Origin of the sequence: Pseudomonas sp. p99-361, assembly GCF_003935475.1 — a bacterium.
Taxonomy (GTDB): Bacteria; Pseudomonadota; Gammaproteobacteria; order Pseudomonadales; family Pseudomonadaceae; genus Aquipseudomonas; species Aquipseudomonas juntendi.
In genome coordinates this window covers 19,715-31,616 of the sequence record NZ_RHQO01000013.1, presented here as the reverse complement: position 1 = coordinate 31,616, position 11,902 = coordinate 19,715, and the positions used below count along the sequence as shown (strand labels likewise).

Sequence of the window (11,902 nt, the reverse complement as noted above, 5' to 3'; positions counted from 1 at the left end):
TTAGGCGGCCAGCTAGATCGAAAAAGTCTAACGATATGACTGGGGGTTAGGCTGATGCCTGTTCAATTAAGCGTTACTGGGGCTGCTTTGCAGCCCTTCGCGGGCACGCCCGCTCCCACACGTTTGCCGCTGAACTCAAGAAATGCGCGATCCCCTGTGGGAGCGGGCGTGCCCGCGAAGGGGCCAGTAAGGTCAGATCGGGTTCGGGCAATCGATGAACAGGTGTTCCACGGCAAACCGCCGCGCCAGGTAATCACCCAGCGCCTGCACCCCATACCGCTCGGTGGCATGGTGCCCTGCGGCGATGAAGCTGACGCCATTCTCCCGCGCACTGTGGTAGGTCTGCTCCGACGCCTCGCCCGTCAGGTACAGGTCTACCCCGGCGGCAATCGCCGTGTCGATATAGCCCTGCCCACCCCCGGTACACCAGCCGACCCGGCGGATCATTTCGTCGCCTTCGACCAGCAGCGGCTCACGCCCCAGCACCTCCTGCACGCGCCGGGCAAAATCGCGGGCGGTCACCGGCTCGGCCAGCGAACCGACCAGCCCGACCACCTTGGGGTTCTCCGGGTCAAGCGGCCCTTCGACGGTAATCTCCAGTTGCCGCGCCAGCTGCACGTTGTTGCCCACCTCAGGGTGTACATCCAGCGGCAAGTGGAATGCCAGCAGGCTGATGTCGTTGTTCAGCAAGGTTTTCAGGCGGCGCTGGCGGATGCCGGTGATGCAGGGGTTTTCGCCCTTCCAGAAGTAGCCGTGGTGCACCAGCACCAGGTCGGCTTCGGCCTCGACCGCGGCATCCAGCAACGCCTGGCTGGCGGTGACACCGCTGACGATACGGCTGACCTGCGGCCGGCCTTCGACCTGCAGGCCATTGGGGCAGTAGTCCTGGATCCTGGCGCTGCCCAGGTAACGCTCGGCTTCTTCAACCAGGGTGTTTAGCGCGACGGCCATGAAAATCTCCTCGAAAACTGCACACTCCCCAGGCACAACGCACAGGGAACGCCCGTATAATGCCGGCCATTATGGGCCGTCGCCGGCACTGGGGGAACCGGTGTATGATCGCGCGCGCTCATGCCCCACCGCGCGGCCACTGGCCCCCGCTCTTTTCAGGACTCGTTCATGTTCAAGGCTTTGCGTTACTTTGGCTGGCCCCTGCTTACCGGCGTATTGATCGCCGTGCTGATCATCCAGCGGTTTCCGGAATGGGTCGGCCTGCCCAGCCAGGACGTCAACCTGCAGCAGGCACCGCAGACCACGAAGATCATGCAGGGCCCGGTATCCTACGCCGACGCCGTGACCCTCGCGGCCCCGGCGGTGGTCAACCTGTACACCACCAAGGTGGTCAACAAGAGCGCCCACCCGCTGTTCGAAGACCCGCAGTTCCGCCGCTTCTTCGGCGACAACCTGCCCAAGCAGCGCCGCTGGGAATCGAGCCTGGGCTCGGCAGTGATCATGAGCCCCGAGGGCTATCTGCTGACCAACAACCACGTCACCAGTGGCGCCGACCAGATCGTGGTGGCCTTGAAGGATGGCCGCGAGACCCTGGCCCGGGTCATTGGCAGCGACCCGGAGACCGACCTGGCGGTATTGAAGATCGACCTGAAGAACCTGCCCGCCATCACCATTGGCCGCTCCGACACCATCCATATCGGTGACGTGACGCTGGCCATCGGCAACCCGTTCGGCGTTGGCCAGACCGTGACCATGGGCATCATCAGCGCCACCGGCCGCAACCAGTTGGGCCTGAACAACTACGAAGACTTCATCCAGACCGACGCCGCGATCAACCCGGGCAACTCCGGTGGTGCGCTGGTCGATGCCAACGGCAACCTGGTCGGCATCAACACGGCCATTTTCTCCAAGTCTGGTGGCTCGCAGGGCATTGGCTTCGCCATCCCGGTCAAGCTCGCACTGGAGGTGATGAAGTCGATTGTCGAGCACGGCCAGGTGATCCGCGGCTGGCTGGGTATCGAAGTGCAGCCACTGAGCCAGGAACTGGCCGAGTCGTTCGGCATGAAGGACCGCCCAGGCATCGTGGTTGCAGGCATCTTCCGCGAAGGGCCGGCGGCCAAGGCCGGGCTGCAGCTGGGGGACGTGATCTTGAGCATCAACGGCGAACCGGCAGGTGACGGGCGCAAGTCGATGAACCAGGTGGCGCGGATCAAACCGAACGAAAAGATCACCATCGAGGTGATGCGTAACGGGCAGCAGCTCAAACTGGTGGCCGAGGTGGGGCTGCGGCCGCCACCGGCACCCGCTGCCCCACAAGAAGAGAAGTAAACATCGGGGCCGCTTTGCGGCCCCGGCTGTATCAATGCAGGATCTGGCTGAGGAACAACTTGGTCCGGTCGCTACGCGGCCGGTCGAAGAAGTCATCCGGTGCCGCCTGCTCGACGATTTCACCTTTATCCATGAAGATCACCCGGTTGGCCACGGTGCGGGCAAAGCCCATCTCGTGGGTCACGCAGAGCATGGTCATGCCATCTTCGGCCAGACCCACCATGGTATCGAGCACTTCCTTGACCATCTCCGGGTCCAGGGCCGAAGTGGGTTCGTCGAACAGCATGATTTTCGGCTTCATGCACAACGCCCGGGCAATCGCCACGCGCTGCTGCTGGCCACCAGACAACTGCCCCGGGTACTTGTGCGCCTGCTCCGGGATACGTACCCGCTCCAGGTAATGCATGGCAATCTCTTCGGCCTTGCGGCGCGGCATCTTGCGCACCCACATCGGCGCCAAGGTGCAGTTCTCCAGGATGCTCAGGTGCGGGAACAGATTGAAGTGCTGGAACACCATGCCCACTTCACGGCGGATCGCCTCGATCTGCTTGAGGTCGTTGGTCAGCTCCACGCCATCGACCACGATGCGCCCCTGCTGGTGTTCTTCCAGGCGGTTGAGGCAACGGATGGTGGTGGACTTGCCCGAGCCGGACGGCCCGCACAGCACGATACGCTCGCCCTGGCGAACATTGAGGTTGATGTCCTTGAGCACATGGAACTGACCGTACCACTTGTTCACACCCTGCATCTGGATGATCCCTTCGGGGCCGGCAGGCTGCTTGATCGCTTCACTCATTTCGAAACTCCTAACGCTTGTGGCCAGTGTCCAGCTTGCGCTCCAGGTGCATGGAGTAGCGGGACATACCGAAACAGAAAATCCAGAACACCAGGGCAGCGAAAACGTAGCCCTCGGTAGCCATACCCAGCCAGGCCGGGTCGGCGGCGGCTTGCTTGACACTGTTCAGCAGGTCGAACAGGCCGATGATGATCACCAGGCTGGTGTCCTTGAACAGGGCAATGAAGGTGTTGACGATGCCAGGGATCACCAGCTTGAGCGCCTGCGGCAGGATCACCAGGCCCATCGCCCGCCAGTACCCCAGGCCCATGGCTGCGGCCGCTTCGTACTGGCCCTTGGGGATGGCTTGCAGGCCACCGCGTACCACTTCGGCGACATAGGCCGACTGGAACAGGATCACGCCGATCATCGCCCGCAGCAGCTTGTCGAAGCTCATGCCCTCAGGCAGGAACAACGGCAGCATCACCGAAGACATGAACAGCACGGTGATCAGCGGCACGCCGCGCCAGAACTCGATGAAGGTCACGCACACCACCTTCACCGCCGGCATCCTCGAACGCCGCCCCAAGGCCAGCAGAATGCCCAAGGGCAAAGCGCCGACGATGCCCACGGTGGCGATCACCAAGGTCAGCATCAGCCCGCCCCACTGGCTGGTGGACACGTTGCTCAGGCCCAGCAGGCCACCGTGCAACAAGGTGTAGGCCAGCAGCGGGTAAAGCACCAGGAAGCCCAGGCCATAGAGGGCCTTGCGCGGGAAGCGCTTGATGAACAACGGCGCTGCGCCAAGCACTGCCAGCCATACCGTCAGGTCGACCCGCCAGCGCAGCTCGACGGGGTAGTAGCCGTACATGAACTGGCCGAAGCGCTGCTGCACGAACACCCAGCAGGCGCCGTCCTTGGTGCAGTCGGCGCGGGTGGTGCCAACCCAGTTGGCGTCGATCAGTGCCCACTGCAACAGCGATGGCACGATCAGCCAGATCAGGTAGAGGGCAAACAGGGTCAACAGGGTGTTCAGCCAGCTGGAGAACAGGTTGGTACGCATCCATGCGAGTACGCCGACGGTTTTCACCGGTGGCGGCATATCGGGTTTGAAAACATGGGCATTCACAGGCGTATCCTCACCGCTCGATCAGCGCAATGCGCTTGTTGTACCAGTTCATCAGCAGCGAAATGCTGATGCTGATGGCGAGATAGACACTCATGGTGATGGCGATCACCTCGATGGCCTGGCCGGTCTGGTTGAGCACGGTACCGGCGAACAGCGAGACCATCTCCGGGTAGCCGATGCCGGCCGCCAGCGACGAGTTCTTCGCCAGGTTCAGGTACTGGCTGGTCAGTGGCGGAATGATCACCCGCAAGGCCTGGGGGATGATCACCTTGCGCAAGGTTGGCCCTTCGCGCAGCCCCAGCGAGCGCGCCGCCTCGGTCTGGCCGTGGCTGACCGAACGGATGCCCGAGCGCACGATCTCGGCGATGAAGGCGGCGGTATAGATCGTCAGCGCCAGGGTCAGCGCCAGCAGTTCGGGGATCAGCACCCAGCCACCGACGAAGTTGAAGCCCTTGAGCTGCGGTGCCTCCCACGTGACCGGGCTGCCGAACAGCAGCACGCTCAGGCCTGGAATGACCAGCAACAGCGCCAGCGCGGCCCAGAACTTGTGGAACGGTACACCGGTCTCGTCAAAGCGTTTGTTGGCCAGGCGCACCATCAGCCAGACCGCTCCCACCGCCACCGCCAACGCCGCGACAAATGGCCAGAAACCGTCCGCCATGGAGGCACCAGGCATGTTCAGGCCACGGTTGCTGATGAAGAACAGGTCGTTGAGGTTGATGCTGCCCCGCGGTCCCGGCAGGGTCAGGAATACGGCGAAGTACCAGAACAGGATCTGCAGCAGCGGCGGAATGTTGCGGAAGGTCTCCACGTACACCGTCGCCAGCTTGTTGATCATCCAGTTCGGCGACAAGCGTGCCACGCCGATGATGAAACCCAGGATGGTCGCCAGGATGACGCCAATGAAGGTGACCAGCAGGGTGTTGAGCAGGCCGATGACGAACACCCGTGCATAGCTGTCCGATTCCACATAGGGGATCAGGTGCTGGGCGATGCCGAAGCCGGCACTGCGATCGAGGAAGTCGAAGCCCGAGGTGATACCCCGGTGTTGCAGGTTGGTTTGCGTATTGTGAAACAGGTACCAGCCCAGACCGACCACGAAAACAATGGTGAGAATCTGGAACAGCCACGCGCGCACACGTGGATCGCTCAGGGATAAACCCTTTTGTGCGCCAATATGATTTTGCATGAAGTGCCCCGGAAAATAGGGATTCGAACAACCTGCGGCGGCCGGATGCCGCCGCAGGGTGCAGCCATCAGCGCACAGGTGGCGCGTACTGGATGCCGCCGTTGTTCCACAGGGCGTTCATGCCACGGTCGATCTTCAGGTCGGTACCTTGGCCCAGGTTCTTCTCGAACACTTCGCCATAGTTGCCGACTTGCTTGACGATCTGCACTACCCAGTCTTTGGGCAGCTTGAGGTCCTTGCCGTACTCGCCGTCCGCACCCAGCAAGCGGGCCACGTCAGGGTTCTTGGTAGCTTTGGCTTCAGCCTCGACGTTCTTCGAGGTGATGCCCGCCTCTTCGGCGTTGAGCATGGCGAACAGGGTCCACTTGACGATGCTGAACCAGTCTTCGTCGCCTTTGCGCACCACCGGGCCGAGTGGCTCCTTGGAGATGGTTTCCGGCAGCACCACATATTCGGTCGGTGCGGCCAGCTTGGAGCGCTGGGCGAACAGCTGCGACTTGTCGGACGTCAACACATCGCAACGACCGGACTCCAGCGACTTGGCGCTTTCGTCAGAGGTATCGAAGGTGATCGGGGTGTACTTCAGGCCATTGGCCCGGAAGAAGTCCGACACGTTCAGTTCGGTGGTAGTCCCTGCCTGGATGCAGATGGTCGCGCCATCGAGCTCCTTGGCACTGGAAACACCGAGCTTCTTGTTGACCAGGAAACCGACGCCGTCATAGTAGGTGACACCGGTGAACACCAGGCCCATGCCGGCATCGCGCGAGCTGGTCCAGGTGGTGTTGCGCGACAGCACGTCAACTTCGCCCGACTGTAGGGCCGTGAAGCGTTCCTTGGCGTTGAGCTGGCTGAACTTGACCTTGTTGGCGTCGCCGAACACGGCAGCGGCCACGGCGCGGCAGACATCGGCGTCGATACCGATGATCTTGCCTTGTGCATCAGGTACCGAGAAGCCTGGAAGACCGTCGCTCACGCCACACTGGACGAAGCCCTTCTTCTTTACCGCATCAAGGGTGGCGCCGGCCTGGGCATTGCTCACGGCGCCCAGCGCGGCGGCAGCGGTCAGGACTGCCAGGGTGGTTTTCAACACTTTCATTCACAACCTCCAAATCGCTCTTGTTGTATCGAGCCGGAATTGCACCGCACCCTTTTGAGGCATGTCCGACCCGTATTGGCTAGTTATTGGGTCAATTGGCGCAATGGGCTGTTCTATGACAGCCTTCGCGTACAAAGGGTGTTACCGTCACGGCCCGCCCTTTGCATCGCACCTTGAACTGCAAAGCGCGTACCAAATGTTTTGGCTGGAGCGTTTAAGCGTTCGTCAAGTAGGGAAAGTTGTATCGTTGCGACATTCTTTTTCAGGCAATCCTGTGCAGCGCTTTTTTTTAACGCACACAACACGATCACCCGCACTCTTTCGGAGCAGTCATGACCAACCCGCTGATTCTTGAACCACAGAAAACCGCTGATGCCTGTGTGATCTGGTTGCACGGCTTGGGAGCCGACCGTTACGACTTCCTACCCGTAGCCGAATTCATGCAGGAGCGTTTGACCAGCACTCGCTTCGTGATGCCCCAGGCACCCACCCGCCCGGTGACCATCAATGGCGGCTATGCCATGCCCAGCTGGTACGACATCAAGGCCATGACCCCGGCCCGCGCCATAGACGAGGCTCAGTTGGAGGAGTCGGCCGAGCAAGTGGTGGCGCTGATCAAGGCGGAGCAGGCCAAAGGCGTCAGCTTGTCGCGCATCTTCCTCGCCGGTTTCTCCCAGGGCGGCGCGGTGGTGTTGCACACTGCCTATATAAGGTGGCAAGAGGCGCTGGGTGGGGTCATCGCCCTGTCCACCTACGCCCCCACCTTCAATGACCAACACCAGCTCAGTGCCTGCCAGCAACGCACCCCGGCCCTGTGCCTGCATGGCGTGCACGACCCGGTGGTGATCCCGGCCATGGGCCGCACCGCCTTCGAGTACCTGAACACCTGGGGCGTAGCTGCCCGCTGGCACGAATATCCAATGGAACACGAGGTAGTGGTCGAAGAGTTGAGCGACATCCGCGACTGGCTGGCAAAGCAACTGCAATGAGCCAAGGCCGCCTGTAGTTGTAGGGCTATTCCACTACGCCACGCCCGATTCTTGCATTACACTGCCCGGCGTACATTCCTTAATCAGTTGATGAGACGATCGTGCTCAAGGCACTCAAGAAAATATTCGGCAAGGGAGAGGCTGCACCACAGGCCGCCGCTCCTGCTGCCAGTGTGACGCCGCCTGCGCCGGCACCCGCCAGCGAGGCGCAACCGGCGGCCCCACGCGCCAACCCTACCCCCAAGGCAGAATCGCCTGTTGCCGCAACGCCGGTGGCCGACAAGCCGGCCAAGGACAAACCACGTCGCGAGCGCAAGCCCAAGCCCCAGGCCAGCCTGTGGAAACTGGAAGACTTCGTGGTCGAGCCGCAGGAGGGCAAGACCCGCTTCCACGACTTCAAGCTGTCCAGCGAGGTGATGCACGCTATCCACGACCTGGGCTTCCCCTACTGCACGCCGATCCAGGCGCAGGTGCTGGGTTACACCCTGCGTGGCCAGGATGCCATCGGCCGTGCCCAGACCGGCACCGGCAAAACCGCAGCGTTTCTGATCTCGATCATTTCCCAGCTGCAGCAGACCCCTGCACCCAAAGAGCGCTACATGGGTGAGCCGCGGGCGCTGATCATCGCGCCAACCCGCGAGCTGGTGGTACAGATCGCCAAGGATGCTGCGGCGCTGACCAAATACACCGGCCTGAACGTCATGAGCTTCGTCGGCGGCATGGACTTCGACAAGCAGCTCAAGGCCCTGGAAGCGCGCCACTGCGACATCCTGGTGGCTACACCGGGCCGCCTGCTGGACTTCAACCAGCGGGGCGAGGTGCACCTGGACATGGTTGAAGTGATGGTGCTGGACGAAGCCGACCGCATGCTCGACATGGGCTTCATTCCGCAAGTGCGCCAGATCATTCGCCAGACGCCGCCCAAAAGCGAGCGCCAGACCCTGCTGTTCTCGGCCACGTTCACCGAGGACGTGATGAACCTGGCGAAGCAATGGACCACCAACCCGGCCATCGTCGAGATCGAACCGGAGAACGTGGCCAGCGAAACGGTCGAGCAGCATGTCTATGCGGTGGCCGGCAGCGACAAGTACAAGCTGCTGTACAACCTGGTGACCCAGAACCGCTGGGAACGGGTGATGGTGTTCGCCAACCGCAAGGACGAAGTGCGGCGCATCGAGGAAAAACTGGTGCGCGACGGCATCAACGCCGCCCAATTGTCGGGCGATGTGCCGCAACACAAGCGTATTCGTACCCTGGAGAACTTCCGCGAAGGGCGCATCACCGTTCTGGTCGCCACCGACGTTGCCGGGCGCGGGATCCACATCGACGGCATCAGCCACGTGATCAACTTCACCCTGCCAGAGGACCCGGACGACTACGTGCACCGCATTGGCCGCACCGGCCGTGCCGGCACCAATGGCGTATCGATCAGCTTTGCCGGGGAAGATGACTCGTATCAGCTGCCGGCGATCGAAGAGCTGCTGGGGCGCAAGATCAAATGCGAGATGCCGCCGGATGAGCTGCTGAAGCCGGTGCCGCGCAAGCATCACTGACCCGTGGTTGGGAATACATATCCCCCTGTAGGAGCGGCCTTGTGTCGCGATAGGGCCGCACAGCGGCCCCAGGATTTCAGCTTCAACGCATCAATTGCCGGGGCCGCTTTGCGGCCCTATCGCGACACAAGGCCGCTCCCACAAAAGGCGGGCGCAGCATTGACTACCAGCGCCCTGCGGCATCCAGGTCACTCTGCCTGCCTTCCACCCACCTCGGCCCTTCCTGGGTATTTTCCTTCTTCCAGAACGGTGCCCGGGTCTTCAGGTAGTCCATGATGAAGTTGCAGGCATCGAACGCTGCCTGCCGATGGGCACTGGCCACGCCGACGAACACGATTGGCTCACCCGGCTCCAACGCACCGACGCGGTGCAACACCTGCACTTTCAACAACGGCCAGCGCTGCTCGGCCTCGGCCACTATCTTGGCCAGGGCCTTTTCGGTCATGCCCGGATAGTGTTCAAGGAACATGCCTGCCACTTCGCGGCCATCATTGAAGTCCCGCACATAGCCGACAAAGCCGACCACAGCGCCTACCCCCACGTTGGCCGCATGCATGGCATTGGTCTCGACGCCCGGGTCGAACGCGTGTTCCTGCACTCGCACTGCCATGCTCAGCCCCCCGTCACCGGCGGAAAGAACGCCACTTCATCGCCCTCTTCCAACGGCTCATCCAGCTTGCACAGTTCTTCGTTGCGGGCGCACATCAGGTTCTGTTCGGCCAGCAGTTCATAAGGCCCACCCTTGCCCAGCAATGCCCGGCGCACATCGTCGACAACCATGAACTCACCCTCCACCCGCTCGGCATCCACGCCCAGCAACTCACGGTAACGCGCGAAGTACATCACTTTGACTTTCATCACGCCTGCACCTTGTAGTGGCCGCTCTTGCCGCCCAGCTTTTCCAGCAGGCGGACCTGTTCGATGACCATGCCTTTATCCACAGCCTTGCACATGTCATAGATCGTCAGCGCAGCGACGCTAGCGGCGGTCAGTGCCTCCATTTCCACACCGGTTTGCCCGGCCAGCTTGCAGCGGGCGAGGATCCGCACCGCGTCCTCGCCCTGCGCGCTGAGTTCCACCTTGACGCTGGTCAGCATCAGCGGGTGGCACAGCGGTATCAGGTCGCTGGTCTTCTTCGCCGCCTGGATGCCGGCAATGCGCGCCACGGCGAACACATCGCCCTTGGGGTGTTCACCGTCGACGATCATCTGCAGGGTCTGCGGCAACATGCGCACCCGCGCCTCGGCGGTGGCCTCGCGCTCGGTCACGGCCTTTTCAGTGACGTCGACCATGTTGGCCCGCCCCTGGGAATCAAGATGTGTCAGCACTGCTCTGCTCCTGTGAAGGGAGCCTGCAGTGTAAACCTGTGGGTCAGGTTTGAGCAGAGGTATGTGTCAGCAGGTCTGGCCGCTGTATGAACACGCTCGTGGAGATGCCGGGCAGCGGGCTGCCCGGCGACAGGGTTTTACAGATGCGACTCGGCGTACTCGGCCAGTACCGAGCGTGGCACACCCTGCAGAGTGATGTGCACGCCATGGGGGAAGTCTTTGAAGCGCTCGGTCAGGTAGGTCAGGCCCGAGCTGGTCGCGGACAGGTAGGGGGTATCGATCTGCGCCAGGTTGCCCAGGCAGACCACCTTGGACCCGGAACCGGCACGGGTGATGATGGTTTTCATCTGGTGCGGCGTCAGGTTCTGGCACTCGTCGATCAGGATCAGGCTCTGCTGGAAGCTGCGGCCGCGAATGTAGTTCAACGACTTGAACTGCAGCGGCACGCGCTCGAGGATGTATTCGACGCTGCCATGGGTGCTTTCATCATCCATGTGCAAGGCTTCGAGGTTGTCGGTAATGGCGCCCAGCCACGGCTCCATCTTCTCTGCTTCGGTACCCGGCAGGAAGCCGATCTCCTGGTCCAGCCCCTGCACGCTGCGGGTGGCGATGATGCGCCGGTAGCGTTTGCTGACCATGGTCTGCTCGATAGCAGCTGCCAGGGCCAGGATGGTCTTGCCGGAACCGGCAGCACCGGTCAGGTTGACCAGGTGAATGTCCGGGTCGAGCAAGGCGAACAGCGCCAGGCTCTGATGGATGTCCCGCGGCTTCAGGCCCCAGGCCTCCTGGTGCAGCAGTGGCTCCTGGTGCAGGTCGAGCAGCAGCAACTCGTCGTCGCGGATGCCCTTCACCCAGCCGACGAAGCCCTGGTCGTCAATGATGAACTCGTTGACGTGAACGGCCGGCAGGGTGTCGATCATGTGCACGCGATGCCAGGTCCGGCCGCGCTCCTGGCGGGTATCGACCTTGCTGACCCGGTCCCAGAACGAACCGCTGACCGAGTGGTAGCCCTTGGACAGCAAGGACACGTCATCGACCAGTTGGTCGGTGCTGTAGTCCTCGGATGCGATGCCGCAGGCGCGCGCCTTCAAGCGCATGTTGATGTCTTTGGTGACCAGCACCACGTCCAGGTCGGGGCGCCGGCTGCGAACGTCCAGCAGGGTGTTGATGATGATGTTGTCGTTGAGGTGTTCCGGCAACAACTTGCCAGGCTCGTTGCGTGGGCTCATCAGGATCGAAAGAAAGCCTTTGGCCCCACTCTTGTTGCGCTGGATCGGCACGCCCTGCTCGACATCACTGGGCGAAGCGTCCCCGAGGGTCTGGTCGATCAGGCGGATGGCCTGCCGGCACTCTGCGGCGATGGTCTGTTTACCGGTCTTGAGCTTGTCGAGTTCCTCCAGCACCGTCATGGGGATAGCGACGTGATGCTCCTCGAAGTTGAGTAATGCGTTGGGGTCGTGAATCAGGACGTTGGTATCGAGCACATAGAGGATTGGCTTGCTGGAGGAAGGGGTGCGTCCTTGGTCATCCATACTCGGTCACCTTATGTCGAAGCCGCACGGC

Annotated in this window: 12 protein-coding genes; 3 read left to right on the top strand and 9 right to left on the bottom strand. The window is 62.0% G+C overall.

The genetic code is table 11. The features are described from left to right. Positions 1-192: 192 nt before the first annotated feature. Positions 193-951 (bottom strand): Nif3-like dinuclear metal center hexameric protein, encoded by a 759-nt coding sequence (locus EGJ22_RS08445; protein ID WP_009684446.1) that lies wholly within the window; start codon positions 949-951, stop codon positions 193-195. Between the two features lie 168 nt (positions 952-1,119). On the opposite strand from EGJ22_RS08445, the gene algW reads away from it, so the two are divergent. Beyond that, positions 1,120-2,280, top strand: a complete 1,161-nt coding sequence (algW, locus tag EGJ22_RS08440) for a Do family serine endopeptidase AlgW (protein WP_009684447.1) — start codon at positions 1,120-1,122, stop codon at positions 2,278-2,280. Positions 2,281-2,311: 31 nt separating this feature from the next. Here the strand turns inward: algW and EGJ22_RS08435 are convergent, their stop codons facing one another. From EGJ22_RS08435 to EGJ22_RS08420, 4 genes are all read right to left on the bottom strand, one after another. Further along, the gene (locus tag EGJ22_RS08435; protein WP_003251792.1) at positions 2,312-3,076 is read right to left on the bottom strand and encodes an amino acid ABC transporter ATP-binding protein; all 765 of its coding nucleotides are present in this window, start codon (positions 3,074-3,076) and stop codon (positions 2,312-2,314) included. A gap of 10 nt (positions 3,077-3,086) precedes the next feature. Continuing rightward, on the bottom strand, positions 3,087-4,184 hold the full coding sequence (locus EGJ22_RS08430; protein WP_029887286.1) for an amino acid ABC transporter permease: 1,098 nt from the start codon (positions 4,182-4,184) through the stop codon (positions 3,087-3,089). A 10-nt stretch (positions 4,185-4,194) separates the two neighbouring features. Next, entirely contained in the window at positions 4,195-5,373 is a 1,179-nt protein-coding gene (locus tag EGJ22_RS08425) for an amino acid ABC transporter permease (RefSeq protein ID WP_029887285.1), read from the bottom strand. A gap of 67 nt (positions 5,374-5,440) precedes the next feature. Continuing rightward, positions 5,441-6,469, bottom strand: coding sequence for an amino acid ABC transporter substrate-binding protein (locus tag EGJ22_RS08420; protein WP_009684450.1), 1,029 nt, complete (start codon positions 6,467-6,469; stop codon positions 5,441-5,443). Positions 6,470-6,801: 332 nt separating this feature from the next. On the opposite strand from EGJ22_RS08420, the gene EGJ22_RS08415 reads away from it, so the two are divergent. Beyond that, a complete protein-coding gene (locus EGJ22_RS08415) occupies positions 6,802-7,458 on the top strand; it encodes an alpha/beta hydrolase (protein WP_029887284.1) in 657 nt (218 codons plus the stop codon). Between the two features lie 101 nt (positions 7,459-7,559). Continuing rightward, positions 7,560-9,011, top strand: coding sequence for an ATP-dependent RNA helicase RhlB (gene rhlB, locus EGJ22_RS08410; RefSeq protein ID WP_009684452.1), 1,452 nt, complete (start codon positions 7,560-7,562; stop codon positions 9,009-9,011). A 163-nt stretch (positions 9,012-9,174) separates the two neighbouring features. On the opposite strand, the gene moaE is transcribed toward rhlB, so the two are convergent. The 4 genes from moaE to EGJ22_RS08390 all read right to left on the bottom strand — a co-directional run bounded on the left by moaE (position 9,175) and on the right by EGJ22_RS08390 (position 11,871). Further along, positions 9,175-9,621 (bottom strand): molybdopterin synthase catalytic subunit MoaE, encoded by a 447-nt coding sequence (moaE, locus tag EGJ22_RS08405; RefSeq protein WP_029887283.1) that lies wholly within the window; start codon positions 9,619-9,621, stop codon positions 9,175-9,177. Positions 9,622-9,623: 2 nt separating this feature from the next. Next, complete coding sequence (gene moaD, locus EGJ22_RS08400; RefSeq protein ID WP_029887282.1) at positions 9,624-9,869, bottom strand: molybdopterin converting factor subunit 1; 246 nt, start codon at positions 9,867-9,869, stop codon at positions 9,624-9,626. Next, on the bottom strand, positions 9,869-10,339 hold the full coding sequence (gene moaC / locus EGJ22_RS08395; protein ID WP_029887281.1) for a cyclic pyranopterin monophosphate synthase MoaC: 471 nt from the start codon (positions 10,337-10,339) through the stop codon (positions 9,869-9,871). The genes moaD and moaC overlap by 1 nt, the downstream gene beginning before the upstream one ends. Before the next feature lie 137 nt (positions 10,340-10,476). Further along, complete coding sequence (locus EGJ22_RS08390; RefSeq protein ID WP_009684456.1) at positions 10,477-11,871, bottom strand: PhoH family protein; 1,395 nt, start codon at positions 11,869-11,871, stop codon at positions 10,477-10,479. Positions 11,872-11,902: the final 31 nt, after the last annotated feature.

Excerpts from the sequence above, each read along its gene's own strand:
- EGJ22_RS08445 (WP_009684446.1), bottom strand. The coding sequence starts at position 951 with ATGGCCGTCGCGCTAAACACCCTGGTTGAAGAAGCCGAGCGTTACCTG.
- algW (WP_009684447.1), top strand. The coding sequence starts at position 1,120 with ATGTTCAAGGCTTTGCGTTACTTTGGCTGGCCCCTGCTTACCGGCGTA.
- EGJ22_RS08435 (WP_003251792.1), bottom strand. The coding sequence starts at position 3,076 with ATGAGTGAAGCGATCAAGCAGCCTGCCGGCCCCGAAGGGATCATCCAG.
- EGJ22_RS08425 (WP_029887285.1), bottom strand. The coding sequence starts at position 5,373 with ATGCAAAATCATATTGGCGCACAAAAGGGTTTATCCCTGAGCGATCCA.
- EGJ22_RS08420 (WP_009684450.1), bottom strand. The coding sequence starts at position 6,469 with ATGAAAGTGTTGAAAACCACCCTGGCAGTCCTGACCGCTGCCGCCGCG.
- EGJ22_RS08415 (WP_029887284.1), top strand. The coding sequence starts at position 6,802 with ATGACCAACCCGCTGATTCTTGAACCACAGAAAACCGCTGATGCCTGT.
- moaE (WP_029887283.1), bottom strand. The coding sequence starts at position 9,621 with ATGGCAGTGCGAGTGCAGGAACACGCGTTCGACCCGGGCGTCGAGACC.
- moaD (WP_029887282.1), bottom strand. The coding sequence starts at position 9,869 with ATGAAAGTCAAAGTGATGTACTTCGCGCGTTACCGTGAGTTGCTGGGC.
- EGJ22_RS08390 (WP_009684456.1), bottom strand. The coding sequence starts at position 11,871 with ATGGATGACCAAGGACGCACCCCTTCCTCCAGCAAGCCAATCCTCTAT.